Here is a 25,258-nt window from a genome sequence, read left to right on the forward strand (position 1 = left end):
CAGCGCACGCCCGCCCCTCGAAGGTAGGCCCCCGCTCAGCGCTGCTTGCGCTTCTCGCGCACGCGCACGCTGATCTCGATCGGCGTCCCGTCGAAACCGAACTCCTCACGCAGGCGACGCTCGATGAAGCGGCGGTACCCGGCCTCGATGAAGCCGCTGGCGAAGATGACGAAGCGCGGCGGGCGCGTCGAGGCCTGCGTCGCGAACAGGATTCGCGGCTGCTTGCCGCCGCGTACCGGGTGCGGATGCGCCGCGACGACCTCGCCGAGGAAGGCGTTGAGCCGACCCGTCGGGATGCGCTGGTCCCACGAGTCGAGGGCGACCTCGATGGCGGGAACGAGGCGGTCGGTGTGACGTCCCGTCTTCGCCGACAGGTTGACGCGCGGCGCCCACGGCACCTGGACGAGCTCGCGCTCGATCTCCTTCTCCAGGTAGTAGCGGCGCTCCTCGTCGAGTGTGTCCCACTTGTTGTACGCGATGACGAGCGCGCGGCCGGCGTCGATGACCTGCTGCACGACGCGCACGTCCTGTTCGGCGATGCTCTGCTCCGCGTCGATGAGGACGACGGCGACCTCCGCCTTCTCCAACGCCGTCTGCGTGCGCAGGGAGGCGTAGAAGTCGGCGCCGCGCGTCTGGTGCACGCGGCGTCGGATGCCGGCGGTGTCGACGAAACGCCAGGTCTTGCCCCCGAGTTCGATGTACTCATCGACCGGGTCACGCGTCGTGCCGGCGACGTTGTCGACGACGACGCGCTCCTCCCCCGCGAGCTTGTTGAGCAGCGACGACTTGCCGACGTTCGGACGCCCGAGCAGCGCCACGCGACGCGGGCCGCCACGCGGGTACGCGCCGGCGACGGCGGTCTTGTCGGGCAGCAGGTCGATGACGGCGTCGAGCGCGTCACCGGTGCCACGCCCGTGCAGCGACGAGACGGGGTACGGCTCACCGAGGCCGAGCGACCACAGCATGGCCGCGTCGGCCTCCGAACGGTTGTCGTCGACCTTGTTCGCGATGAGGACGACGGGCTTCTTCGAGCGGCGCAGCAGCTTGACGACGGCCTCGTCGGTGTCGGTGGCGCCGACCGTGGCGTCGACGACGAACATCACGGCGTCGGCGAGTTCGATCGCGACCTCGGCCTGTTCGGCGACGCGCAGGTGGATGCCGCTCGCGTCGACCTCCCACCCGCCGGTGTCGACGAGGGTGAACCGGCGTCCGACCCACTCGGCGTCGTAGGCGACGCGGTCACGCGTCACACCCGGCACGTCCTCGACGACGGCCTCACGGCGCCCGAGGATGCGGTTGACGAGCGTCGACTTGCCGACGTTGGGACGACCGACGACGGCGACGACGGGCCGCAGGTCGGCCTCGCCGTAGCCGCTGTCCTCGTCGACCTCACCGGACAGCAGCGCACGGTCCTCGTCGCTCAGGTCGAAGTCCTCGAGCCCGACGCGCAGCGCCTGCTCGACCGACTCGTCCGGGGCGGGCGCATCGTGGCGCAGGTCGTCGTGCTCGGCTCGCTCGTCGTGCTCGTCGTGGGGGAAATACTGGTCGTCGCTCACGCGGATTACCTCAGATCGTGGAGTATCCCGCCGGATCCGGCGGGCTCGGAGGCTCTCCCCCGCCACGTGAAGACGCGGCGGCTCGCGCCGTGACGTCGGGTGGGGAGGTCTCGTGTGACGCGCCCGAATGCGCGTCACAAGACCATTCTCGCGCATGGGCACGATTTTTCAGAGTCGAGCGCTCGCGGCCAGCCACGCCCTCGCGACGAGCGCCCGGGGAGACGATCCGGCTCAACCCGCCACGTGGTCGGCGAGGCGGGCACGCAGTTCCTCCGTCGCGGCCGCCAGCCGAGCGCGACCTGTCGCGCCCGCCACCGCCTCGGCGTCACCGAGCCGGAACGCCGGCCCGAACCTCACCTGCAGACGACTGCGCAGCCGCGGCCAGCGTCCCCGCGTGCGCCCGGCCGTGCCGACGAGACGCACCGGCACGATCTGAGCATCCGCACCGAGCGCGAGGAACGCGGCGCCCTGGTGCACCGCCTGCACCGACCCGTCACCGCGCGTGCCCTCGGGGAACACGCCGACGACACCACCCGCCGCCAGGACGCCGCGCGCCGCCGTCATCGCCTCCCGGTCGGCGCTGCGCTGCGTGACGGGGATCTGCCCGAGCCGCGTCAGCAGCGTCCCGAGCGGGCCGACGAAGTACGCACGCTTGACGAGGAAGTGCGCCGGGCGCGGCACGAGCGACGCGGCCAGCGGGCCGTCGATGACGCCGATATGATTCGCGACCACGACGACGGGGCCGTCAGTCGGCACGTTCTCGCGCCCGGTCACCTCGAGGCGGTACAGCGCACCGAACAGGCCCTCGACGGCGGGACGCAATCGGCGCATGAGCCTCTCACACGCGGACGGATCGCGCGGCGTCGAATCACGCGACGCGGCATCCTCGACGTCACGACGCGGGAACATCAGCCGCGCGCCCGTTCGACGAGCGTCAGCACCGCCTCGACGGACTGCTGGAACGTCAGGTCGCTGGTGTCGAGCGTGACGACCCCGTCCGCAGCGCTCATGAACGACGAGACGGTCGAGTCGGCCTTGTCGCGGTCGACGATCTGCGTCCGCGTCGCCGCGATGGCGGCATCGTCCGCGCCGCCGTGCAGCTCCTTCGAGCGGCGCGCGAGCCGTGCGGCCTCGCTCGCGACCATGAGGATGCGCACGTCCGCGTCGGGCGCGACGACCGTCGTGATGTCGCGCCCCTCGGCGACGACGCCACCCTGGTCCGCGGCGATCTGCGCCATCAGCTCACGCTGACGCTGCTGCAGCTTCGGGCGCACCTGCAGGTTGGTCGCGACCTTCGAGACGACCTCGGCGATGCGCGTCGTGCGGATGTCCGTGTCGATGCGCGTACCCCCCATGCTGATCGACGGCGCGCTCGGGTCGGTGCCCATCTCGAGCGGCATCGCGGTGACGGCTTCCGCGACGGCGCCCAGGTCGTCGAGGTCGATGCCCCGATCGAGGCAGTACCAGGTGAGCGCGCGATACATCGCGCCCGTGTCGAGGTAGCCGATGCCGAGGTGCGCCGCCACCTTCTTGCTCACACTCGACTTGCCCGAACCTGAGGGCCCGTCGATCGCTACCCGGATGCCGTTCGCCACGCTCGTCATGAACGCAGATTCTAGGCGGTCTCGACGAGGTGGGCGGCCCACCCCCGCGCGCTGAGCGCGCTGACGAGGGTCTGAGCGCGCAGCGGCACGACGCTGAGCTCGAGCAGACCGGCGGCGACGGCGTCGTCGTGCTCGAGGCGCATGTCCTCGACGCTGATGCCGGTCTCCCCCACGTCCGTGAACACGCGACCGAGCGCACCCGGCTCGTCGGGGATGACGACGGCGACGCTCGCGTACGCCTGCGCCGGCGCGCCGTGCTTGCCCGGGATGCGCGCACGACCCTCCTGGCCACCAGCGATCGTCTGCGCGAGCACGGCCCGGGGGCCGGGGGTGGCGGGAGCGGCAACCGCATCGCGGATACCGACGGCATCCTGTGTCACGGGGGTGGCCGGTGGAGTGACGGCAACCGACGTGCTGCCTACGACCGCCGCATCGGCCAGGCCACGCGTACCGCCCGATGCATCGCCCCCGGACGTGATGACCGACAGGGCGTGAATGACATCGTCGAGCGAGGCGCGCACCCCTTCGAGCAACGGCAGCACTGCAGCCGCGTTGCCGGCGAGGATCTGCGTCCACAGCATCGGGTCGCTCGCCGCGATGCGCGTGACGTCGCGCACGCCCTGCCCGCTGAGAGCGACGGCGTCGTCGGGCAGCTCACGCAGCTGCGCGGCGACGAGGCTCGCGGCGACCTGCGGCACGTGCGAGACGGCGGCGACGGCCTCGTCGTGCGCGGCAGGGCTCATCGTGACGACGTGTGCCCCGCAGACCTGCGCGACGGCTGTCACGTCGGCGACGCGGGCGTCGTCCGCGCCGTCAGGGCAGATGACCCAGGTGCGCCCCTCGAACAGGTCGGAGCGCGCCGCGACCGCGCCGCTGCGCTCACGACCGGCCATCGGATGCCCCGGCACGAAGCGGCGCCGCTCGGCGCCGCAGCGTCGTGCCACCCCTTCGACGACGACGTTCTTCACGCTCGTCACATCCGTCACGGTGGCGTCCGGCCACGCTGTGAGCTCCGCGGCGACGACGTCGACGACCACGTCAGGCGGCGCGGCGACGACGACGAGGTCGGGCGCCTCGTCCTGGGCGTGCGCGACGCGGCCGGCGCCCATGTCGGAGGCGAGCGCCGCCGCCGTCGGCGAGGTGTCGGCGAGGGTGACGTCGACGCCTCGCGCCTGCAGCGCGAGCGCCAGCGACGTGCCGAGCAGGCCGGTGCCGACGACGCGCACGCGCTGCGGCAGTGTCACAGACCGGCAGCCTTGTACAGGCCGGCGACCTCGCGCTTGTTGAGCGGCCGCATCTTGCCGGGGCGCAGATCACCGACCTTCACGGGCCCGACCTGCGGGCGCGCGAGCGCGATGACGGGGTGACCGACCTCGTCGAACATGCGACGCACGATGCGGTTGCGGCCCTCGTGCAGCACGATCTCGACCAGGGCCATGCCCGGCTGAGAGTCGACGACCTTGAACGAGTCGACGGCGGCCGGGCCGTCCTCGAGCTCGATGCCCTCGCGCATCCGCTTGCCGAGGTCGCGCGGCACCGGGCCGGGGATCGTCGCGAGGTAGACCTTCTCGACGCCGTAGCGCGGGTGCTGCAGGCGGTTGGCGAGGTTGCCGTCATTCGTCAGCAGCAGCAGACCCTCGGTGTCGTAGTCGAGTCGGCCGACGTGGAACAGGCGCTCGGTGCGCCCCTCGAGGTACTCACCGACGCACGGGCGACCCTCTTCGTCCTGCATCGTCGACACGACACCCGTGGGCTTGTTGAAGGCGAGGTAGACGAGCGTGTCGTCGAGCTGGATGCGGTCGCCGTCGACGTGGATGACGGCGCTCTCGGGGTCGATGCGCGTGCCCAGTTCGGTGACGACCTGGCCGTCGACCTCGACTCGACCCTCGGCGATGAGGTTCTCGCAGTGGCGTCGCGAACCGACGCCGGCCTGCGCGAGCACCTTCTGCAGACGCGTGCCCTCCTCGACGTGCACGTCGCGCGTCGCGGCCTTCGGTGCACGCTCTCGCGGCGGGGCGACCGGCTGCCCGCTCTTCGTCGTGCCGATGCCGAGGACGTCGGCCTCGTAACGGCTGACGCCGCCGCCGGAGCCGCGGTTGACGCGGCTGCTTCGGTTGTCGCGCTGACCCTGACGGGGTTTCCTGGAGTTCATCCGTGTCCTTGTTCCACTAGTTCGTCGATGATGGCGGCGTCCGGCAGGTAGGGCGCCAGCGGGGGAAGCTCGTCCAGCGAGCCAAGCCCGAGCCGCTCGAGAAAGGTTGGGGTGGTGCCGTAGAGCGTCGCGCCCGTCTCGGGGTCGTCGCCGACCTCCGTGACGAGCCCACGCGTGAGCAGGGTGCGGGTCACGCCGTCGACGTTGACGCCGCGGATGGCGCCGACGCGCGAACGCGAGATCGGCTGCCGGTAGGCGATGACGGCGAGCGTCTCGAGTGCCGCCTGCGTCAGCTTGGCCTGCTGCCCACCCCGCAGGAACGTCTCGACGGCATCCGCGTAGGCCGGCCGCGAGTACATGCGCCACGTGCCGTCGACCTCGCGCAGGGTGAACCCCCGCTGCTGGGCGCGGTATTCCACCTCGAGGCCCTCGAGGTTGGCGCGCACCTCGCTCTCGCCGACGCCGAAGGCCGCGGCGAGATCGGCCACCGAGACGGGCTCGTCGACGACCATCAGCACCGCTTCGAGCGTCGATCGCAAGCCGCCGGGCAGGTGGTGCACGACGACCGGCTCGCGGGCGCCCCGCGCCGGTGGTTGCGCCGTCGTATCGTGCGTCGTCATGCGTTCACCTCCTCCTGCTCCGGGCCGTCGTCGGCGCGGGTCGTTCGTCTCGTGTCCCCACCCATGAGTCGTCGCAGCGCGGCGAAGTGTGAGGTCGCTCGTGTCATTGTCTCAGGACGCAGCGTCATCGCTCGCGCCCACGCCGCCCGAGCCCGGCTCGGCGTCGTACTCGTCAGAGACGAGGATGCGCGCATCGGGCGCCGCGACCCAGCGCACGGTGAGCGGCCGCAGGTGCTCGGCCTGCTCGAACGCGATCGCGGCCTCCTTGAACAGTTCGAGGATGGCGAGGAAACGCCCGACGACGACGAGGTTGTGCTCCGCGTCCGCGACGAGCTGCGCGAACGTCAGCTCACCACCGCGTCGCAGCTTGCTCGTCACGATGCGCGCCTGCTCACGCACGCTGACTTGCACGGCGTGCAGGTGGTCGACGTCGACGCTCGGCGGCGCCTTGGGCGTCAGCGCCCGCGCGGCGACGGCCGCGAGCTGCTCGGGCGTCACCGTCATGACGAGCTCAGGCAGTAGCCCCGAGAAGCGTTCCTCCAACCCGGCCTGACGTGCGACGAGACGCCCGTCGCTCTCCATCCGATCGGCCAGGAACTGCGCCATGTCCTTGAACGCCCGGTACTGCAGCAGCCGGGCGAACAGCAGGTCGCGCGCTTCGATGAGCTCGAAGTCCTCCTCGTCGGAGCCGCCGAGGTTCGGCAACAGCCGCGCTGCCTTGATGTCGAGCAGCGTCGCGGCGATGAGGAGGAACTCGGTCGCCTGCGACAGATCCCACTCGTCACTCGCCTCGCGGGCCGCCCTGATGTGCGCGATGAACTCGTCCGTCACCTGCGACAACGAGATCTGCGTGACGTCGAGACGATGCTTCGCGATGAGGCCCAGCAGCAGGTCGAACGGTCCGTCGAACACCTCGCCCAGGTGGACGTGGAACGGCGTCGCCGCCGCACGCCGCGTCAGGACGCCGCCGGGTGCGCTCGCCGTCGACGCTGCCGTCGGCCCAGAGGTCGTGACCGCCACTGCCGATGCGGGCGCGTCGCCGACGGGCTCGGCCTCGGTCGCCGTCATCGGCGTGCGGCTCAGGGAGCCCCGCCGCGCGAGATGAGCTCGCGCGCGAGCTGGCGGTACGACTCCGCGGCACCATGCCCGGAGGCGTACTGCGTGATCGGCTCGGCCGCAAGCGTCGCGTCGGGGAACTTGACGGTCCGCGAGATGACGGTGTGGAACACCTTGTCGCCGAAGTGGTCGACGACGGAGCGGACGACGTCGCGGCTGTGCAGGGTGCGCCCGTCGTACATCGTCGCGAGGATGCCGTCGATCTCCAGGCGCGGGTTGAGCCGATCCTGCACCTTCTCGATCGTCTCGACGAGCAGCGCTACGCCGCGCATCGCGAAGAATTCGGCCTCGAGCGGGATGACGACGCCGTGCGACGCCGTCAGCGCGTTGACGGTCAGCAGACCGAGCGACGGCTGGCAGTCGATGAGGATGACGTCGTACTCGTCCGCGACGCTGCGCAGGACGCGCGCGAGCACCATCTCGCGGGCGACCTCACCGACGAGCTGCACCTCCGCGGCCGACAGGTCGATGTTGGCGGGCAGCACATCGAGGTTGTGCACCCGCGTCGTCTGGATGACGTCGTGCGCGTCGTGGCCGCGCTCGACGAGCAGGTTGTAGATCGTCACGTCGAGATCCTGCGAGCGCACGCCGAGGCCGACGGACAAGGCTCCCTGCGGGTCGAAGTCGACGAGCAGGACGCGGCGGCCGTATTCGGCCAGGGCGGCGCCCAGGTTGATCGTCGACGTCGTCTTGCCGACGCCGCCCTTCTGGTTGCACATCGAGATGATGCGCGCGGGGCCGTGCGACTCGAGAGGTCGAGGCGTCGGGAAGCCGGGCAGGGGTCGACCGGTTGGACCCCACTGGCCCGTCGCGTCGATTCCCGGCAAACGGTCAAGTCGAACGTTAGAGTTCGTCGACTTCTGTGAACTCTCGGAAGTCACTCGAAAGCCTCCACTGATAGTTGAGCGTTTGGCATCACGCCAATCAGCACCAGATTAGCGCCCCGGGTGCGGCAACGCCCAAACCGTCGCCCGTCGACCGTCAGCGGGCGCGCGGATGCGCCGCCGCGAACGTCTCGCGCAACTGCTGCACCGACACCATCGTGTAGATCTGCGTCGTCGTCACCGAGGCATGGCCGAGAAGCTCTTGCACGACGCGCACGTCGGCGCCGCCTTCGAGCAGGTGCGTCGCATAGGAATGCCGCAGCGTGTGCGGCGAGATCTCGCCGTCGAGCCCGGCCACCTCGGCCGCGCGACGCACGAGCCCGAACACGCTCTGCCGGCTCAACCTGCCGCCGCGCTGATTGAGGAACACGGCAGCCCCGGCCTTGCCCTTCGCCGCAAGAGCAGGCCGCTCACGCGTCAAGTAGGAGCCGAGCGCGTCGGCGGCGTAGCGCCCGAGCGGGACGATGCGCTCCTTGCTGCCCTTGCCGAACAGTCGCAGCGAACGCGACATCAGGTCGACGTCGTCGACGTCGAGCCCGACGACCTCACTCACGCGCGCACCGACCCCGTAGAGCACCTCGAGCAGCGCACGATCCCGGAGTGAACCGGCGTCCTCGCCATCGCCGGCAGCCGCGAGCAAACGTTCGACGTCAGCTAGAGGGATAGCCTTCGGGAGTTTGCGGGGCAACCTCGGCGGCGCGACGTCCGTCGCCGCGTCGGGCGCGTCCGTCTCGAGCGAAACGAACGCATGGAGGCGGCGGACGGCGACGAGCGCGCGTGCCGCGGAACTGGCCGCCAGCGGCGGATGGCCCTGGCCGCCCTCACGCAGCGATCGCAGGAACGCCTCGACGCGCGCCTCCTCGACCCCGTCGAGCGAGGTGACGCCGGAGGCGGCGAGGTAGCCGAGGTAACGCGTGACGTCACGTCGATATGCCGCGAGCGTGTGCGGCGAGAGGCCCCGCTCGACGCGCAGGTGATGCAGCCACTGCGTCATCACCTGCGTCAGTTCGAGCGAGGGCTCCGGGGCGCTCACGACGCCGGTGACGCCTCGGCGACCTCGAGTCGCACCTGCTCGTCGGCCGCGGGGAGCACCCAGCTCGTCGCGTCCGCATCGAACTGCTCACCGCTGCGGATGTCCTTGATCTGGTCGCCGGTCTCCCCCGCGCCCGAGAACCAGACGTACGGGATGCCGCGACGGTCGGCGAACTGGATCTGCTTGCCGAACTTGGCGGCCTTCGGCGACACGAGCGTCGGGATGCCGCGCTCACGCAGTGCCGCCGCGATCCGCATCGACTCGGCGCGTGAGGTCTCGTCGTTGACGGCGACGAGCACGGCCGTCGGCGTCGGACGGCTCGTGCGCAGGCCGCCGTCACCGATGAGCTTCGCGAGCAGGCGCGAGACACCGATCGACAGGCCGACGCCGGGGTAGGTCCTCTTGCCGTCACTCGCGAGCGAGTCGTAGCGCCCGCCGGAGCAGATCGAGCCGTAGCCCTCCTCGCCGACAAGCTGCGTCTCGTAGACCGTGCCGGTGTAGTAATCGAGGCCGCGTGCGATCTTCAGCTCCGCGACGAGCAGACCGGGTGCGTGCTCGGCGGCCGTCTCGACGACGACGCGTAGCTGCTCGAGGCCCTCCTCCAGCGTCGGGTGTTCGACGCCCAGCGCGCGCACCTGCTCGACGAAGGACGTATCGGGCGTCGAGATCGCCGCGAGGGCGAGGATCTTGTCGGCGGCGGCGTCTTCGACGCCTTCGGCGACGAGCAGCTCCTTGACCTTGGCCGGGCCGATCTTGTCGAGCTTGTCGACGATGCGCAGCGTGCCGACGATGTCGTCGATGCCGAGCCCGCGGTAGAAGCCCTCGGGGATCTTGCGGTTGTTGACCTGGATGCGGAACTCACCGATCGGCAGCCGCTTGAACACGTCCGCGATGACGAGCGGCAGCTCGACCTCGTAGTGGAACGGCAGCTCCCCCACGTCGACGATGTCGATGTCGGCCTGGACGAACTCGCGGTAGCGCCCCGCCTGCGGGCGCTCGCCACGCCAGACCGGCTGGATCTGGTAGCGGCGGAACGGGAACGTCAGCTTGCCCGCGTTCTCGATGACGTAGCGGCTGAACGGCACCGTGAGGTCGAAGTGCAGGCCGAGGCCCGGCTCGGCCTTGTCGGCCTCGTCCGCAGCGAGGCGGCTGACGGCGTAGATCTCCTTGTCCGCGTCACCGCCCTTGCCCGTGAGGCGCACGACGGGCTCGACCGCGCGCGTGTTGATCGGCTCGAAACCGTGCAGCTCGAACACCTCACGGATGATGTCGAGCACCAGCTGCTCGGTGTAACGCTGCGCCGGCAGCCATTCGAGGAAGCCGGAGATGGGGGTCGGTTTGCTCATGCGCCAGATCCTTGGAGTGCTTGCAGGTACGGGTTGCTCACGCGCTCGCGCGCCATCGTGCTGGCCGGGCCGTGCCCGGGAAGGATGAGGGACGAATCAGGCAGCGGCAGCACCTTCGTGCGCAGGCTCTGCTGCATCGCCGCGTCGCTGCCGCCCTCGAGGTCGGTGCGTCCGATCGAGCCGGCGAACAGGACGTCCCCGGTGATGACGCTCTGGTTCACCGTCGCGGCGACGGCGTCGTCGAGCCCGTCGGGCACCTCGTCGACGGTGAACATGACGGAGCCCTCGGTGTGCCCCGGCGCGTGGGTGACGCCGAACGTCAGCCCCGCGAGTTCGAGGGGTTCGCCCTCGTGGATGGAGACGACCTTCTCGGGCTCGCGCCACGTCGCGCTCTTGCCGAACGACTGCTCGAGCATGCCGCGCAGCTGCGGGCCGAGCTGGTCGTAGGGGTTGACGAGGCGGTAGCGATCGTCGGCGTGGATGTGAGCGGCGATCTGCCCGCCGCACACCGGCGTCACGGAGAAGGTGTGGTCGAGATGGCCGTGCGTCAGCAGCACCGCCGTGGGCTTGAGATCGAGATCGCCGAGGACCTCGAACAGCTGGTCGGTGACGCCGATGCCCGGGTCGACGACGACGCACTCGCTGCCGCGTTCACGGGCGAAGACGTAGCAGTTCGTACCCATCGCGGCTGCGGGGAAAGAGACGGTCAACACGTACCCCAGCCTATCGGGCGCGCGCACGGGCCGTCCGACCCAAGGAACGCCGGGCCGCTGCGGGCGCGCGGACGACCTCCTCCCCCTAGACTGATGACGTTGCTGTCCGGTCCGCGCGTACCCGCGGGTCGGCTACGTCGAGAAAAAGGTCATGACCGTGTCCGAGGACTCCACCATCCCCACACCCGCGTCCGTGAAGCCGAGCGCCGTGCCGAAGCCCCCGAGCGCGGCACCCAAGGCGCCGACCCCGGCCGCACCGACGTCGCCGTCGGTTCCTGCGGGCACCCCGGCAGCCGCCGCGACCGAGGCGAGCGCACCGGCCACGCAGGCGGCGCCCGCGCCGTCGGCCGCGGTGGAGACGCCGTCGAATTCGAACGCCGCCTCGTTCGGGCGCGTCGACGAGGACGGCACGGTGTACGTGCGCACGCCCGACGGTGAGAAGGCCGTCGGCTCCTACCCCGGCAAGAGCGCCGATGAGGCCCTCGCCTACTTCGCGCGCAAGTACGACGAACTGCGCGCCGCGGCCGCCTTGCTGCTGCAGCGCGTGACGCAGACCGACATCAGCGCCCACGACGCCGGCGAGTCGCTCAAGACGCTGCGCAAGCAGGTCGCCGAGACGAACGCCGTCGGCGACCTGCCCGCGCTCGACAGCATCATCGAAGACATCGCGACGGCGCTGCGCGTCAAGCAGCAGGTGGAGGGTGAGGCCCGCGCCGAGGCGAAGAAGGAGGCCCTCGTCCACCGCGAGCAGCTCGTCGCCGAGGCCGAGCAGATCGCCGCACAGGATCCCGAGAAGGTGCAGTGGAAGAAGAGCACGACGCGCATGCGCGAACTGCTCGACGAGTGGAAGAACCACCAGAAGAACGGTGCACGTCTCGACCGTGACGTCGAGTCGGCGCTGTGGCAGCGTTTCTCCGCTGCTCGCAACGGGTTCGACAAGACGCGTCGCACGCACTTCAGCCAGCTCGACGAGCAACACGGCGCGGCGAAGAAGGAGAAGGAGCGTCTCGTCGCCGAGGCCGAGAAGCTCGCCACCTCGAACGACTGGGGGCCCACGGCGTCGACGTTCAAGCGCCTCATGAGCGAGTGGCGTCAGGCCGGGCGCGCGTCGCGTTCCGACGACGACGCGCTGTGGCAGCGCTTCAAGAAGGCGCAGGATGCGTTCTTCGCGGCGAAGGATGAGGTCGTCGCCGAGGAGAACAAGGTGTTCGAGGCCAACGCCAAGGTCAAGGAGGAGCTGCTGGCCGAGGGCCAGAAGATCCTGCCGGTCAAGGACCTGGGTGCCGCGAAGGCCCAGCTGCGCGCGCTACAGGAGAAGTGGGACGCCGCGGGCAAGGTTCCGCGCAAGGACATGGACCGCATCGAAAAGGGTATGCGCCGCATCGAGAACGGCGTCCGTGACGCCGAGCAGGCGCAGTGGAAGAAGTCCGACCCCGAGGTGAGCGCGCGCGCCAACTCGATGGTCACCCAGCTCGAGAACGCCGTCGCGTCGCTGCGCAGTGACGTCGAGGCCGCCGAGGCCGCGGGCAACTCGAACAAGGCCGCGAAGCTGCGTCAGGAGCTCGAGGCGAAGCAGTCGTGGCTCGAGCAGGTGCGCTCGACCGCCAACGAGCTGGAGGGCTGAGAGGCATCATGAGTTTCGGATCCGGACGTTTCACGACGGATTCGGCCGCCGAAGGGTTGGTCGCGTACCTGCGCACCAGCCCTTCGCCGTTCCACGCGGTCGCATCCTCTCTGTCGATGCTCGTCGAGGCGGGCTTCACGCCCCTCGACGAGCGTGACGCCTGGGCGAGCGAGCCGGGACGTTACGTCACGACGCGCGGCGGGTCGCTCGTCGCGTGGTCGACGGAGCGCGTGCTCACTCGGCCGTTCGACGGCTCTGGTGGTGGCGCTGATGACGGTGACGCCGGCGGCGAGCGCGGCGCGGTCGCGTTCCGAGTCGTCGGTGCACACACCGACTCCCCCAACCTGCGCATCAAACCTCGCCCCGACCACGAGCGCGTCGGCTGGCAGCTGCTCGGCGTCGAACCGTACGGCGGCCTGCTGCTCAACTCGTGGCTCGATCGCGACCTCGGGCTGTCGGGGCGCGTCGCGGTACGCGAGGCCGACGGTAGCGTCGGTGAACGGCTGTTCGCCGTCGACGAGCCGCTGCTGCGCGTCTCGCAGCTCGCGATCCACCTCGACCGCTCGACCAACGACGCTCTGACGCTCAACAAGCAGCTGCACATGGAACCGTCGTGGGCGCTGTCGCAGGCACCACTGTTCGTCGAGTGGCTCGCCGAGCAGGTTCGCGTCGAACCGGTCGACGTGCTGAGCTGGGACGCGATGACGCACGACGTGCAGCCGGCCGCGCGCACCGGGTTGCACCGCGAGTTCGTCGCGGGCGCCCGGATGGACAACCTCGCGACGAGCTACGCCGCGACGCAGGCACTCATCGACGCCGTCGAGCGCCCGGCACCCGAAGGTGAGGTGCCGCTCGTGCCGCTCATCGCGCTGTTCGACCACGAGGAGATCGGCTCGATGTCGGAGCGCGGCGCGTTCTCGAACCTGCTGCCGACGATCTTCGAACGCATCATCTCGACGCTTGGCGGCGGGCGTGACGACGTGCACCGCGCGATGGCGCACACCGTCATCGCCTCGGGCGACATGGCGCACGCGACGCACCCGAACTACGCCGATCGTCACGAACCTGCGCACCACATCGCGATGAACGGCGGGCCGGTGCTGAAGATCAACACGAACCTGCGCTACGCGACGGATTCGGTCGGCGCCGCCCACTTCGCCGCCGCGTGTCGGGAGGCGGGCGTGCCGATGCAGGAGTTCGTCGTGCGCTCTGACCTGCCGTGCGGCTCGACCGTCGGGCCGATGACGGCGGCGCTCACCGGCGCGACGACCGTCGACTTCGGCGCCCCGACTCTGTCGATGCACTCGGCGCGCGAACTCGTCGGCGCCGCCGACCAGGCGATGTACGGCGCGGCCCTCGGAGCGTTCCTCGCTCCGGGGCGTGACTGACGGGTCGGCGCCTGGCGCGCACGGCCGCTGAGGTTGCACAAAGGTCCCCAGCTCGAGCCACATCGCCCGAGAACGCGTCAGCCGTGACTCGTTCTCGGGCGATGTTCGTGCGGTGACGCCGTACACCGCCGTGAGATCAACCCTGGGCGGCGTGCTCGTTCAGCCCGGCGAAGATGCCGCACAAGCGCGCGGCGCGCTCGCTCGTGAAGACGTCCTCGAGCCGGATCGGCTCGCCGTCGGGGCCGGACAGCGGTACACGCCAGTTCGGGTACTCGTCGGCCGTGCCGGGCTGGTTCTGCACGCGCACGTCGCCGACGGCGTCGACGAGCGCGACGTTGAGCATCCGTGACGGCGTCGTGACGAGGAACGCGTGCAGTGCCTCGACGACCTGTTCGTTCGGCGCGTCGGCGTCATCGAGCAGGCCCTGAGCGACGAGAAACTCGCGCCACCGCCGGCGGTCCGCCTCGTCTCGCGCCAACTCGTCCTCGAGCGAGCCGTCGAGCAGCCCCAGCTCGTGACGCAGCCGCACGTGCGCGGCGTCGAGATAGCCGGCCGTCGGCGGCAGGTCATGCGTCGTCACCGACGCGAGGCACTTCTCGCGCCAATCCTCGGGTGGCAGCGGACGCTGCGCATCCCAGTCCTGTTCGAACCACAGGATCGACGTGCCGTACACGCCGCGCTCGGCGAGGAACGTCTGCACCCACGCCTCGAGCGTGCCGAGATCCTCCCCGACGACGAGCGCACCCGCGCGCTGCGCCTCGAGGACGAGGATGCCGATCATCGCCTCGTGGTCGTACGTCACGTACGTGCCGTCCTTCGGCGTCATGCTCTCCGGCACCCACCACAGGCGGAACAGCCCGAGAATGTGGTCGATGCGCACCCCACCGGCGTGGCGCAGGACGGTGCCGACGATCTCGCGGAAAGGCGCGTAAGCCGTCTTGGCGAGATGATCCGGGCGCAGCGGTGGCTGCCCCCAGTCCTGCCCGAGCTGGGTGAACTGATCAGGCGGAGCGCCGACGTGGATGCCCGCCGCGAACGCGTCCTGCAGGGCCCAGGCGTCCGCGCCCGCGGGGTTGACGCCGACGGCGAGGTCGTGGACGACGCCGAGCGCCATGCCCGCGGCGACGGCGTCCGACTGCACGCCGCGCAGCTGCTCGTCGAGGCACCACTGCAACCAGCGGTGGAAGTCGACCTCGTCGGTGTGCTCGGAGCCGAACCGCGAGACGGCGGGCGCCGTCGCGTCCTGATAATCGTGCGGCCAGGTTCGCCAGTCGGGCCCGAAGGTGCGGCACAGCACGCACCATGTCGCGAAACGGGTGAGCTGCTCGCCGCCGGCGCGGCAGTAGGCGTCGAACGCGGCCTGACGCCCCGGCGTGCGCCCGATCTGCCACAGGACTCGCAACGCCTGCTCCTTCGCCCCCCACGCAGCGTCGCGGTCGATGCGGTCGACGTCGTCGAGGCGCGCGTGGACATCGCGCGCCAGGTCGTCGATGCCCCCGCGGATGTCGGCGGACGCGCTCGCGTACTCCTCGACGTGCTCGACCCGCAGGTAGAGCGGGTTGACGAACCGGCGCGACGTCGGCAGGTACGGCGACGGCTCCATCGGCGCGCTCGGTTGTGCCGCGTGCAGCGGATTGACGAGGACGTAGTCGGCGCCGTGCTCGGCCGCCGACCACACGGCGAGGTCGCGCAGATCGACGAGGTCGCCCACGCCCCATGACCCCTGCGAACGCACCGAATACAGTTGCGTCGCCAGGCCCCACACGCGCTTGTCGCGCATCGTCGCCGGCACCTCGAGCACCCGCGGGGTGACGATGAGGCTTGTGCGCGCACCCGCGGCCCTCATGTCGTGCCCGTCGCCGGCCTCGGTGGACGGGCGATCCTCGCCGTCGACGCGCGTGTCGTCACTGTCGCCGTCGCCCGCAGCAAGGCCAACAGGCGACACGATGACGGTGTGGTACCCCAGCGGCAGGTCGCCGTCCACGCGCGCGACGTGCCGTTCGACGACGCGTCCGTCGACCTCGCGGGTCTCCTGCGCGCGCGACGACACCGTCACCGAGACATGCGTCCCGACCTCGGTGACGACGTGCACGGCCACCTGGTCGCACTCAACGACGTGCACCGGGAACTCGACATCGTCGCCCTCGCGCACGACGACGCACGGCGGCACGACGCGGCGCCACGGTGCGTCCCGACGCGTCTGCAACGCCGAGCGCACGGCGTCGGGCGTCGAAGCGTCGACGTCGAGCGCCGCCAGGACGGCGACGAGCGTGTCAGCCGCGACGTTGACGCGGGCCTTCTTCCAGTCCTCGTACTCGGTCGTGATGCCGTACGCCTCGGCGAGTTCGACGAGGTCGGGCGTGGCTGCGGAGTCGGTCACGGCGGGCGTCCGTTCGTGCGGGGGCAGGTCGCCGTCAGCCTATCGCTGGGCGCAACACACCGTCGGCACCGTCAGCGGCTGCGGTTCACTCGTCCTCGTCGGCCGCCGGCGACGCGGCGGGCTTCACCTGCTCCGGCGTCGTGCGATGGTCGGCGCGCGCGCCGGTGCCGGTGATGCGGTAGACGTCGAACACGCCACTGACCTTGCGCACCGCGCGCATGACGTGGTCGAGGTGGCTCGCATCGCCCATCTCGAACGTGAACTTGCTGATGGCGACGCGGTTGGCTTGCGTCGCCAGGTTCGCCGACAGGATGTTGACGTGCTGGTCGCTCAGCGCGCGCGTGATGTCGGAGAGCAACCCGCTGCGATCGAGCGCCTCGACCTGCAGCTGCACGAGGAAAACGCTCGCCTGTCCGGGCGCCCACGCGACGTCGATGAGCCGCTCGGGCTGGCGACGCAGGTTCTCGATGTTCGTGCAGTCCTCGCGATGCACGGACACGCCCGAGCCCGTCGTGACGAACCCGACGATGTCGTCGCCCGGCACTGGTGTGCAGCAGCGCGCGAGCTTGACCCACACGTCGTCGGTGCCGACGACGGTGACGCCCGGGTCGCCCGCACGTGAGCGCGGCGCGGTGCGCGGCGTCGTCGCCTCCGCCATGTCCTCCGTGGCTGCTTCCTCACCGCCGTGCGCCTTGACGAGGGCACGCATGACGGCTTCGGTCGAGACGTGCCCGTCACCGATCGCGGCGTACAGGGCGTCGATGTCGGCGTGGTTCATCCGCGTCGCGACCTCGGTCAACGACTCGTGCGACATGAGGCGCTGCAGGGGCAGACCCTGCTTGCGCAGTGTCTTCGCGAGGGAATCCTTGCCCTTCTCGATGGCCTCCTCGCGGCGTTCCTTCGTGAACCATTGCTTGATCTTGCTCTTGGCACGCGGCGACTTGACGAACGTCAGCCAGTCGCGACTCGGCCCGGCGCCGTCCGCCTTCGAGGTGAGCACCTCGACCGAGTCGCCCGTGACGAGCGTCGTCTCGAGTGGCGCGAGACGCCCGTTGACGCGCGCGCCGATGCAGTGGTGGCCGACCTCGGTGTGCACGGCGTACGCGAAGTCGACGGGCGTCGACCCGGACGGCAACCCGATGACGCCGCCCTTCGGCGTGAAGACGTAGATCTCGCGGCTGCCGACCTCGAAGCGCAACGACTCGAGGAACTCGCCCGGATCCTCCGTCTCGCGCTGCCACTCGAGCAGCTGACGCAGCCACGCCATGTCGTTCGTGCCCGTCGCCGGCGAGGCGCTGACCGTGCCGTCGGCGCTCGTCGCGCCCTTCTTCGCGTCGTCCTTGTACTTCCAGTGCGCGGCGACGCCGTACTCGGCGCGACGGTGCATGTCGTAGGTGCGGATCTGGATCTCGACGGGTTTGCCGCCGGGGCCGATGACCGTCGTGTGCAACGACTGGTACATGTTGAACTTCGGCATCGCGATGTAGTCCTTGAACCGCCCCTGGACGGGCGTCCACCGCGTGTGCAGCGTGCCGAGCACGGCGTAGCAGTCGCGCACCGACTCGACGAGGACGCGCACGGCGACGAGGTCGTAGATGTCCTCGAAGTCGCGGCCGCGGACGATCATCTTCTGGTACACGGAGTAGTAGTGCTTGGGCCGGCCCGTCACCTCACCGGCGATGCGCGCGGCCCTTAGATCGGCCGACACCTGCTCCTTGACGGTGCGCAGGTACGACTCGCGCGCCGGTGAGCGGTCGGCGACGAGGCGGACGATCTCGTCGTAGACCTTGGGATAGAGCGTCGCGAACGACAGATCCTCCAGCTCCCACTTGATCGTGTTCATGCCGAGCCGGTGCGCGAGCGGCGCGTAGATCTCGAGCGTCTCCGTCGCCTTGCGCTGGGCGGACTCGGCGGAGACGTACCGCCACGTGCGCGCGTTGTGCAGGCGGTCGGCGAGCTTGATGACGAGCACGCGGATGTCCTGTGCCATCGCGACGACCATCTTGCGCACCGTCTCAGCCTGCGCGGCGTCGCCGTACGTCACCTTGTCGAGCTTCGTCACACCGTCGACGAGACGCGCGATCTCGGGCCCGAAGTCGTCGGTGAGCTGCTCCAGCGAGTAGTCGGTGTCCTCGACCGTGTCGTGCAGGAGGGCCGCGGCGAGCGTCGGCGGGGTCATGCCGAGCTCGGCGAGGATGGTCGCGACGGCGAGCGGGTGGGTGATGTACGGGTCGCCGCTCTTGCGCACCTGATGACGGTGGCAGCGCTCCGCCACCTCGTAGGCGCGCTCGATCAGCGCGGTGTCGGCCTTCGGGTGCGTCTCACGCACCGTGCGCAGCAGCGGGTCGAGCACGCGGTTCAAGCCCGGACGCGGGCCCCCGAAGCGGACGAGACGGGCGCGCACGCGCGAGGTCGCGTTGGAACCGGACTGCTCAGCCATGCGCCGATCGTAGTGCCCCTGGCGTCAGTTGACGACGAGGCCCGTGTGGAGCTCCCACCGATCAAGCCGTTCGCGGCCGGGCAGGAAGGCCAGTTCGACGAGCACGTCGAGGCACGCCACACGCCCGCCGACCTTCTCGATCAGCTCGCAGGCAGCCACGGCCGTGCCCCCGGTCGCGAGCACGTCGTCGACGACGAGGACGTTCGCACCCGGCGTCACCGCGTCCGTCTGCACCTCGATCGTCGCCGAGCCGTACTCGAGGTCATAGGAGGCGGAGACGACGTCACCGGGCAGCTTGCCCTTCTTGCGGATCGGCACGAAACCGACGCCCATGCGCTGCGCCAGCGGCGCGCCGATGATGAACCCGCGCGCCTCGACGCCCGCGACGACGTCGACGCCGTCATGACGCTCGGCCAGCAGGTCGAGCACCTGCCCGAACGCCGCCGGGTCGGCGAACAGGGGCGTCAGATCCTTGAAGACGACACCGGGGCTCGGGAAGTCGGCGATATCACGCGTGTGGCGGGCGACGACGTCGGCGATGCGCTGCTCGATCATCGCGGCGGCCTCAGTCGTCACGCTTGGCAGCGGGGTGGATGCCGCGCGTGCGCGCCGTCTGCGACGCGCCACCGCCCTGGGAAGGGGCCGGCGCCGTCACGACGCCCGAGGCGGACGCCGCGGTGGCGTGCTCGTCGTCGGTCGTGGCACGCGACTGGTAGCTCTCGGCTCGACGCGCGAGCTCCTGGACGCCCTTCTCGCGGCGGCGCAGGTCCGTCAGGGCCGGCGTCGCGATGAAGATCGACGAGAAGGTGCCCACGGCGATACCGATGAACAGGGCGACGGCGATGTCGAGCAGCGTGCTCGGGCCGATGAACAGCGCGCCGACGACGAGGATGGCCGAGATCGGCAGCAACGCCACGACGGAGGTGTTGATGGAGCGCACGAGCGTCTGGTTGACCGCGTAGTTCGCGGCCTGGTCGAAGCTGCGGCGGCCGGTCGCGAACGCCTCGCTCGTGTTCTCGCGCACCTTGTCGAACACGACGACGGTGTCGTAGATCGAGTAGCCGAGGATCGTGAGGAAGCCGATCGTCGTCGCCGGCGTCACCTCGAGCCCGGTGAGGGCGTAGATGCCGACCGTGAAGAACAGGTCGTGCAGCAGGGCGATGAGCGCGGCCGCGGCCATCGTCCAGGTGCGGAAGTACAACGCGAGCAGGACGGAGACGAACGCGAGGAAGACGAACAGCGCGACGATCGCCTTGTGCGTCACCGTCTCACCCCACGAGGGGCCGATGAACGAGGACGTGACGTTGCTCGGCGACACGCCGAACTCCTTCGCGAGGGACGTCTTGACGGCGTCCGTCGCGTCGGCGGTGCCGTTGCCAAGCTTCTCGCTCTGCACGCGGATCGTGTCGGAGCCGAGCTTCGTCACGACGATGTCGGCGTTCGAGCCGGTCGCCGACTGGACGGCCTTCTCGGCGCGCGTGTCGTAGTCGTGCGTGCTCGAGACGCCGGGCACGCGCAGTTCCGAGCCACCGGTGAACTCGAGGCCGAAGTTGAGCCCCCGCCCGAACAGACCGACGGCGGCGAGCGCGAGCAGCAGCGCCGTCAGGGCGTACCAGCGCTTGCGCTTGCCGATGAAGTCGATCTGGCGGCGACCGGTGAACAGGTCGTTGCCGAATGTTGCGAGGCTGGCCATCAGGCTGTCTCCTCCTGTGCGGCGGCGCGGCGGCGGTCGGCGATCGTCACGCGACCGCGGCCCGCGTATGCGGCCTGACGGGCGCCCAGACGCGCGGGGTCGAGACCGGAGGCGGGGTGGCCGCCACCGAAGAACTTCGTGCGGGCGAGCAGGGCCAGCACCGGGTGGGTGAAGAACATGACGACGACGATGTCGATGATCGTCGTGAGACCGAGGGTGAACGCGAACGCCTTGACGGTGCTCTCTGACAGCACGTAGAGCACGGCGGCGGCGAGGAAGTTCACCGCGTCCGAGATGATGATGGTGCGCTTCGCGCGCGTCCATCCCGTCTCGACGGCGGCCCGCAATGGCCGTCCGGCGCGCACTTCGTCTCTGACGCGTTCGAAGTACACGATGAACGAGTCGGCCGTGATGCCGATGGCGACGATGAGGCCGGTGACACCCGCCATCGACAGGCGGAAGTTGTTGAGCGAGCCGAGCAGCGTGACGGCGAGGTAGGTCATCGCCGCGGCGACGAGCAGGCTCGCGACGGTGACGAGGCCGAGCGCGCGGTACTGGATGAGCGAGTACAGCACGACGAGGCCGAAGCCGATGGCTCCCGCGATGAGACCCTTCGTCAGCTGGTCGGAGCCGAGCTGGGGGCTGACCTGGTCGGAGGTGAGTTCCTTGAAGGACATCGGCAGCGCACCGAACTTCAGCGAGTCTGCGAGCAGCTTGCCGCTCGACTCGGTGAAGCCACCGGTGATCTTCGCCTGACCGTCCGTCAGCGGGGCCTGCACGGTCGGCGCCGAGATCGACTGACCGTCGACGACGATGGCGAAGCGGTTGCGGGGCTGCTCGAGCGGGGCGACGCGACGCGTCACGTTCGCCAGGGCCGTCTTGCCCGAGCCGTTGAGCGACAGGTTGACCGCGACCTCGCCGGTCTGGTTGCCCTGCTGGTTCGTGTCGAGGCCGCTGCTCGCGTCCGTCAGCTGCGAACCCTTGATCTCGACCGGGCCGAGGAGCAGCTTCTCGTTGCCCTCCTTCGCGCACATGACGGTCGGCTTGTTGTCAGGGGCGGCCGCGGCCACCTCCTGGTAGGCCGGGGTGCAGGCGTAGAGCTGCAGCAGCTGGTTGTACGTCGTCGACGGGGTCGCGATACCGGCCTTGACCCAGACCGAGTCGACCTTCTCGTTTCCCCACGCCGGGTCGCTCGCGTTGGCCGGGCCGGCGGTCTTGAATGCGGCCGGCAGTCGGTCCTTCGAACTGGACGACGGTGACGACGAGGCCGAGCTCGACGCAGAACCCGAAGCGGAGGCCGATGAAGACGGTGACGCGGACGCCGAGCCGGAGGCGCCGTTCTTGGCGGCGTTCGAGGGGTTGACGACCTCGGGCAGGCGATACGGCGAGGTACCCGTCGTGCTGCCCTGCGCGGCGGCGATGACTGCGCGGAAGTTGAGCTGCGAGCTGCGCGAGAGCGAGTCGAGCACCTGCTGGCTGGGGTTTCCGGGGATGGAGACGACGATGTCCTTCTCCCCCAGCGTCGTCACCTCCGCCTCGGACGTGCCGGTGGCGTCGACGCGGTTGCGGATGATGTCGACGGCTTGCTTGACCTGGCTCGAGTTGACGCTCTTGCCGCCTGTGACGACCGGTTCGAGGACGACGGTGCGCCCACCTTCGAGGTCGAGCCCCAGCTTCGGTGTCCAATGTCCCGTCGCAGCGATGCCACCGACGAGGACGAGGAACAGGGCGAGAAGCACGGCCAAGCCACGCTTGGGGTTGGTGTGCTTCGGCTTCTTGCGCGCCGCGGGGCGGTTCGAATCGACCGCATAACGGTTCTCGTCGGCGCGCTCGGCGCCTGCGGGCGTGCTCATCGACCCTTCTCCATCTCGTCGGGGGCTGCGGGCAGCAGGGCCCGACGATCGAACCTCACCACGGTGCCGGGGGCGATCTCGAGGTGTCCACTGACGTCGTCGAGTTCGCGCAGCGTGCCGAACAGCCCACTCGTCGTGCGCACCTCGTCACCGACGCGAAGCGCGGCCTGCGCGCGCATCGTCGCCTGGGAGCGCCGACGCTGCGTGAAGAACATCAGCGCGAGCAGGAGGAAGGGCAGCAGCACGAGCAGGATCGGGAAGCCCGAGCTTCCCGCCTGCGACTCGGCGACCAGGTACGGCATGTGGGTCCTCACGTCAGATCTCGAAGCGCCTCGCGCGCTCTCACCGGTGCGCGGTGCGCGGACTCGAGCGGTGGCCGCACCACCCTACCCGGTGAAACGTCCGCCCCCGTCGTCGGTGTCGCGCTGAAATGTCTCGGTGAAGTGCCCGTCCGGCGGGCGCAGCCCGAGGTGCGTCCACGCCCGCGGTGACGCGGCACGCCCACGCGGCGTGCGGATCATGTAGCCCTCGCGCACGAGATACGGCTCGGCCACCGTCTCGACCGTGTCGGGTTCTTCACCGACGGCGACGGCCAACGTCGACAGCCCGACCGGCCCACCCCCGAAGCGTCGGCACAGGGCTTCGAGCACCGCGCGGTCGAGGCGATCGAGGCCGTCGTCGTCGACGTCGAACAGCTCGAGCGCGGCACGCGCGGACGTCAGGTCGACGACGTGGCGCCCGTGCACCTGCGCGTAGTCACGCACCCGGCGCAGCAGCCGGTTGGCGATGCGCGGCGTGCCGCGGGAGCGGCCGGCGATCTCGGTGATGCCCTCACGTGTCGCGGGTACGCCGAGCAGGTCGGCGTTGCGGGCGAGGATGTCGGCGAGGTCGGCCGCGTCGTAGTAGTCGAGATGGCCGGTGAAGCCGAAGCGGTCGCGCAGTGGCGCCGGCAGCAGACCGGCGCGCGTCGTCGCACCGACGACGGTGAAGCGCGGCAGCTCGAGGGGGATCGCGGTGGCCCCTGGGCCCTTGCCGACGATGACGTCGACCCGGAAGTCCTCCATCGCGAGGTAGAGCATCTCCTCCGCGGGGCGGGCCATGCGGTGGATCTCGTCGAGGAAGAGCACCTCCCCCTCGTTGAGCGAGCTCAGGATGGCGGCCAGGTCACCGGCGTGCTGGATGGCAGGGCCGCTCGTGATGCGGATGGGCGCCTCGAGCTCACTCGCGACGATCATCGCGAGCGACGTCTTGCCCAGGCCGGGCGGGCCGGAGAACAGGATGTGGTCGGGCGGCGTCGCTCGGCGCCGTGCCGCCTCGATGACGAGGCTCAACTGCTCGCGCACGCGTGGCTGCCCGGGGAAATCGGCCAGCTTCTTCGGCCGCAGGGCCGCTTCGAGCTGCTGCTCGTCCTCGGTGCCGTTGGGGTCGACGAGGCGCGGCGAGACGTCGGCGCTGTGGTCCTCGAAGTGGGACGGGCTCATCGGCCCAGCTCGCGCAGCGCCAGCCGGAGCACGGTGGGCGTGTTCGCGCCCTCGGCCTCAGGACGGGCAGCCACCTTGGCGACGGCGTCCTCGGCCTGTTTGGCGCTCCAGCCGAGCCCGATGAGCGCCTCGGCGACCTGGTCGTCACCCGCAGTGGCCGGGACGACGGCCTGGGGCGCCGCCTCCCCGCCGCCACCACTGACGGAGACGACCTTGTCCCGCAGTTCGAGGACGATGCGCTCGGCACCCTTCTTGCCGATGCCGGGCACCTTCGTCAGCGCCCTGACGTCGCCGCCCGCGATCGCGGTGGCGAGCTGCTGCGGCGGGTGCACGGCGAGCATCGCGAGGGCGAGACGCGGCCCCACGCCACTGACCGTCTGGACCTGCTCGAACAGGGCCCGTTCGTCGTCGTCGGCGAAGCCGAAGAGTGTCAGCGAATCCTCACGCACGACCAGGGACGTCGCGAGGCGCATCGACTCCCCCGGGCGTGCCGCGGCGGCGGTTGCCGGCGTCGTGTGGACGAGCAGACCCACGCCACCGACCTCGACGACGACACTGTCGAGACGGGCGGTGAGCACCTCACCGGTGAGGCTGGCGATCATGGGCGAACTCCCCTGTTGGCGGGTCGAGTGGCAGGCGCGCTCTGGGACGCGGCACCGAGGGCGTCACGGTATGTCTTGCTCGCCGAGCGGGAACGTCGCGCCGCGGCAGCCGCAGCCTGCCGGTACGCGACGGCGGCCGGCGCTGCCGACGCTCCGTCAGCGCTCGCACCCCGGCGCGCCAACCCGCCACCGCGCCAGTGATGACAGATGGCGAGGGCGAGCGCGTCGGCGGCGTCGGCCGGTCTGGGAGCGGCCTCGAGGCCGAGGATGCGCGTCACCATCGTCGTCACCTGCGCCTTGTCGGCGCGCCCGTTACCCGTCACCGCCGCCTTGACCTCCGAGGGCGTGTGCAGCCCGAGCGGCAGGCCGCGTTCAGCCGCGGCGAGCATCGGGACGGCCGACGCCTGCGCGGTGCCCATGATCGTCGAGACGTCGTGGCGCGCGAACATCCGCTCGACGGCGACCGCATCGGGGTGGGTGCGCTCGAACACGGCGTCCAGTTCGACGCGCAACTCGTGGAGGCGTTCGTGCAACGGCAGGTCTGCCGAGGTACGGATGACCCCCACCGTCACGATCTGCAACGTCGAGCCCTGGCCCGTCGCGACGACGCCCACGCCGCAGCGCGTCAGACCGGGGTCGACAGCGAGCACCCGCACGTCACACCTCCGGCCTCGACGGGTGCGAACGACGCACCCGATAGAACACTTGTTCGCATCCACCGTACCCGATGCACGCGACGGCCGTGCCCCGCGGGGCACGGCCGTCGATCACTC

22 protein-coding genes are annotated in these 25,258 nt (G+C 70.3%); 2 read left to right on the forward strand and 20 right to left on the reverse strand.

Features of this window, described 5'->3' with window-relative positions; translation table 11 throughout:
* Window positions 1–35 precede the first annotated feature (35 nt).
* The 11 genes from der to DYE07_RS02500 all read right to left on the reverse strand — a co-directional run bounded on the left by der (window position 36) and on the right by DYE07_RS02500 (window position 11,024).
* Window positions 36–1,496, reverse strand: coding sequence for a ribosome biogenesis GTPase Der (gene der / locus DYE07_RS02450; RefSeq protein ID WP_038570816.1), 1,461 nt, complete (start codon window positions 1,494–1,496; stop codon window positions 36–38).
* A 291-nt stretch (window positions 1,497–1,787) separates the two neighbouring features.
* On the reverse strand, window positions 1,788–2,465 hold the full coding sequence (locus tag DYE07_RS02455) for a lysophospholipid acyltransferase family protein (RefSeq protein ID WP_115296257.1): 678 nt from the start codon (window positions 2,463–2,465) through the stop codon (window positions 1,788–1,790).
* On the reverse strand, window positions 2,465–3,160 hold the full coding sequence (gene cmk, locus DYE07_RS02460; RefSeq protein ID WP_115296258.1) for a (d)CMP kinase: 696 nt from the start codon (window positions 3,158–3,160) through the stop codon (window positions 2,465–2,467). Before cmk ends, DYE07_RS02455 begins: the two co-directional genes overlap by 1 nt.
* Window positions 3,161–3,171: 11 nt before the next feature.
* Entirely contained in the window at window positions 3,172–4,404 is a 1,233-nt protein-coding gene (locus DYE07_RS02465; protein ID WP_115296259.1) for a prephenate dehydrogenase, read from the reverse strand.
* On the reverse strand, window positions 4,401–5,312 hold the full coding sequence (locus DYE07_RS02470; RefSeq protein ID WP_074039227.1) for a pseudouridine synthase: 912 nt from the start codon (window positions 5,310–5,312) through the stop codon (window positions 4,401–4,403). Before DYE07_RS02470 ends, DYE07_RS02465 begins: the two co-directional genes overlap by 4 nt.
* Window positions 5,309–5,932 (reverse strand): SMC-Scp complex subunit ScpB, encoded by a 624-nt coding sequence (scpB, locus tag DYE07_RS02475; RefSeq protein WP_038567975.1) that lies wholly within the window; start codon window positions 5,930–5,932, stop codon window positions 5,309–5,311. The genes DYE07_RS02470 and scpB overlap by 4 nt, the downstream gene beginning before the upstream one ends.
* Window positions 5,933–6,043: 111 nt before the next feature.
* Window positions 6,044–7,000: a segregation and condensation protein A gene (locus DYE07_RS02480; RefSeq protein ID WP_074039226.1), complete on the reverse strand. Its 957-nt coding sequence runs from the start codon at window positions 6,998–7,000 to the stop codon at window positions 6,044–6,046.
* An 11-nt stretch (window positions 7,001–7,011) separates the two neighbouring features.
* The gene (locus DYE07_RS02485) at window positions 7,012–7,875 is read right to left on the reverse strand and encodes a ParA family protein (RefSeq protein ID WP_207623213.1); all 864 of its coding nucleotides are present in this window, start codon (window positions 7,873–7,875) and stop codon (window positions 7,012–7,014) included.
* Window positions 7,876–8,029: 154 nt separating this feature from the next.
* Window positions 8,030–8,965, reverse strand: coding sequence for a tyrosine recombinase (locus tag DYE07_RS02490; RefSeq protein WP_115296261.1), 936 nt, complete (start codon window positions 8,963–8,965; stop codon window positions 8,030–8,032).
* Complete coding sequence (gene hisS, locus DYE07_RS02495; protein ID WP_115296262.1) at window positions 8,962–10,311, reverse strand: histidine--tRNA ligase; 1,350 nt, start codon at window positions 10,309–10,311, stop codon at window positions 8,962–8,964. The genes DYE07_RS02490 and hisS overlap by 4 nt, the downstream gene beginning before the upstream one ends.
* On the reverse strand, window positions 10,308–11,024 hold the full coding sequence (locus tag DYE07_RS02500; RefSeq protein WP_115296263.1) for an MBL fold metallo-hydrolase: 717 nt from the start codon (window positions 11,022–11,024) through the stop codon (window positions 10,308–10,310). The genes hisS and DYE07_RS02500 overlap by 4 nt, the downstream gene beginning before the upstream one ends.
* Window positions 11,025–11,175: 151 nt before the next feature.
* Between DYE07_RS02500 and DYE07_RS02510 the strand changes: the two genes are divergently transcribed.
* Together DYE07_RS02510 and DYE07_RS02515 are read left to right on the forward strand one after the other, a co-directional pair.
* Window positions 11,176–12,648 (forward strand): DUF349 domain-containing protein, encoded by a 1,473-nt coding sequence (locus tag DYE07_RS02510; protein WP_440588207.1) that lies wholly within the window; start codon window positions 11,176–11,178, stop codon window positions 12,646–12,648.
* 8 nt (window positions 12,649–12,656) lie between these two features.
* Window positions 12,657–14,036, forward strand: coding sequence for a M18 family aminopeptidase (locus DYE07_RS02515; RefSeq protein WP_115296266.1), 1,380 nt, complete (start codon window positions 12,657–12,659; stop codon window positions 14,034–14,036).
* Window positions 14,037–14,172: 136 nt separating this feature from the next.
* Here DYE07_RS02515 and malQ read toward each other — a convergent pair whose 3' ends face one another.
* The 9 genes from malQ to ruvC form a co-directional block, all read right to left on the reverse strand.
* Window positions 14,173–16,416, reverse strand: coding sequence for a 4-alpha-glucanotransferase (malQ, locus tag DYE07_RS02520; RefSeq protein ID WP_115296267.1), 2,244 nt, complete (start codon window positions 16,414–16,416; stop codon window positions 14,173–14,175).
* 85 nt (window positions 16,417–16,501) lie between these two features.
* Window positions 16,502–18,856: a RelA/SpoT family protein gene (locus DYE07_RS02525; RefSeq protein WP_115296268.1), complete on the reverse strand. Its 2,355-nt coding sequence runs from the start codon at window positions 18,854–18,856 to the stop codon at window positions 16,502–16,504.
* 24 nt (window positions 18,857–18,880) lie between these two features.
* Complete coding sequence (locus DYE07_RS02530; protein ID WP_038567957.1) at window positions 18,881–19,411, reverse strand: adenine phosphoribosyltransferase; 531 nt, start codon at window positions 19,409–19,411, stop codon at window positions 18,881–18,883.
* A 10-nt stretch (window positions 19,412–19,421) separates the two neighbouring features.
* Complete coding sequence (secF, locus tag DYE07_RS02535; RefSeq protein WP_115296269.1) at window positions 19,422–20,549, reverse strand: protein translocase subunit SecF; 1,128 nt, start codon at window positions 20,547–20,549, stop codon at window positions 19,422–19,424.
* Complete coding sequence (gene secD, locus DYE07_RS02540) at window positions 20,549–22,402, reverse strand: protein translocase subunit SecD (protein WP_115296270.1); 1,854 nt, start codon at window positions 22,400–22,402, stop codon at window positions 20,549–20,551. Before secD ends, secF begins: the two co-directional genes overlap by 1 nt.
* A complete protein-coding gene (locus DYE07_RS02545; protein WP_006944834.1) occupies window positions 22,399–22,704 on the reverse strand; it encodes a preprotein translocase subunit YajC in 306 nt (101 codons plus the stop codon). Before DYE07_RS02545 ends, secD begins: the two co-directional genes overlap by 4 nt.
* An 84-nt stretch (window positions 22,705–22,788) precedes the next feature.
* Window positions 22,789–23,883, reverse strand: a complete 1,095-nt coding sequence (gene ruvB / locus DYE07_RS02550; protein ID WP_006944831.1) for a Holliday junction branch migration DNA helicase RuvB — start codon at window positions 23,881–23,883, stop codon at window positions 22,789–22,791.
* Complete coding sequence (gene ruvA / locus DYE07_RS02555) at window positions 23,880–24,485, reverse strand: Holliday junction branch migration protein RuvA (RefSeq protein WP_074045386.1); 606 nt, start codon at window positions 24,483–24,485, stop codon at window positions 23,880–23,882. The genes ruvB and ruvA overlap by 4 nt, the downstream gene beginning before the upstream one ends.
* Entirely contained in the window at window positions 24,482–25,141 is a 660-nt protein-coding gene (gene ruvC / locus DYE07_RS02560) for a crossover junction endodeoxyribonuclease RuvC (RefSeq protein ID WP_074045387.1), read from the reverse strand. Before ruvC ends, ruvA begins: the two co-directional genes overlap by 4 nt.
* Window positions 25,142–25,258: the final 117 nt, after the last annotated feature.

The organism is Dermacoccus nishinomiyaensis, assembly GCF_900447535.1.
In the GTDB taxonomy this organism is placed as follows: domain Bacteria; phylum Actinomycetota; class Actinomycetes; order Actinomycetales; family Dermatophilaceae; genus Dermacoccus; species Dermacoccus nishinomiyaensis.

What these genes read in the sequence shown, in the direction of transcription:
- DYE07_RS02525 (WP_115296268.1), bottom strand. Translation starts at nt 18,856, where the DNA reads ATGGCTGAGCAGTCCGGTTCCAACGCGACCTCGCGCGTGCGCGCCCGT.
- DYE07_RS02510 (WP_440588207.1), top strand. Translation starts at nt 11,176, where the DNA reads ATGACCGTGTCCGAGGACTCCACCATCCCCACACCCGCGTCCGTGAAG.
- cmk (WP_115296258.1), bottom strand. Translation starts at nt 3,160, where the DNA reads ATGACGAGCGTGGCGAACGGCATCCGGGTAGCGATCGACGGGCCCTCA.
- hisS (WP_115296262.1), bottom strand. Translation starts at nt 10,311, where the DNA reads ATGAGCAAACCGACCCCCATCTCCGGCTTCCTCGAATGGCTGCCGGCG.
- scpB (WP_038567975.1), bottom strand. Translation starts at nt 5,932, where the DNA reads ATGACGACGCACGATACGACGGCGCAACCACCGGCGCGGGGCGCCCGC.
- secF (WP_115296269.1), bottom strand. Translation starts at nt 20,549, where the DNA reads ATGGCCAGCCTCGCAACATTCGGCAACGACCTGTTCACCGGTCGCCGC.
- DYE07_RS02470 (WP_074039227.1), bottom strand. Translation starts at nt 5,312, where the DNA reads ATGAACTCCAGGAAACCCCGTCAGGGTCAGCGCGACAACCGAAGCAGC.
- ruvB (WP_006944831.1), bottom strand. Translation starts at nt 23,883, where the DNA reads ATGAGCCCGTCCCACTTCGAGGACCACAGCGCCGACGTCTCGCCGCGC.
- secD (WP_115296270.1), bottom strand. Translation starts at nt 22,402, where the DNA reads ATGAGCACGCCCGCAGGCGCCGAGCGCGCCGACGAGAACCGTTATGCG.
- ruvA (WP_074045386.1), bottom strand. Translation starts at nt 24,485, where the DNA reads ATGATCGCCAGCCTCACCGGTGAGGTGCTCACCGCCCGTCTCGACAGT.
- DYE07_RS02480 (WP_074039226.1), bottom strand. Translation starts at nt 7,000, where the DNA reads ATGACGGCGACCGAGGCCGAGCCCGTCGGCGACGCGCCCGCATCGGCA.
- DYE07_RS02515 (WP_115296266.1), top strand. Translation starts at nt 12,657, where the DNA reads ATGAGTTTCGGATCCGGACGTTTCACGACGGATTCGGCCGCCGAAGGG.
- DYE07_RS02545 (WP_006944834.1), bottom strand. Translation starts at nt 22,704, where the DNA reads ATGCCGTACCTGGTCGCCGAGTCGCAGGCGGGAAGCTCGGGCTTCCCG.
- DYE07_RS02455 (WP_115296257.1), bottom strand. Translation starts at nt 2,465, where the DNA reads ATGTTCCCGCGTCGTGACGTCGAGGATGCCGCGTCGCGTGATTCGACG.
- DYE07_RS02530 (WP_038567957.1), bottom strand. Translation starts at nt 19,411, where the DNA reads ATGATCGAGCAGCGCATCGCCGACGTCGTCGCCCGCCACACGCGTGAT.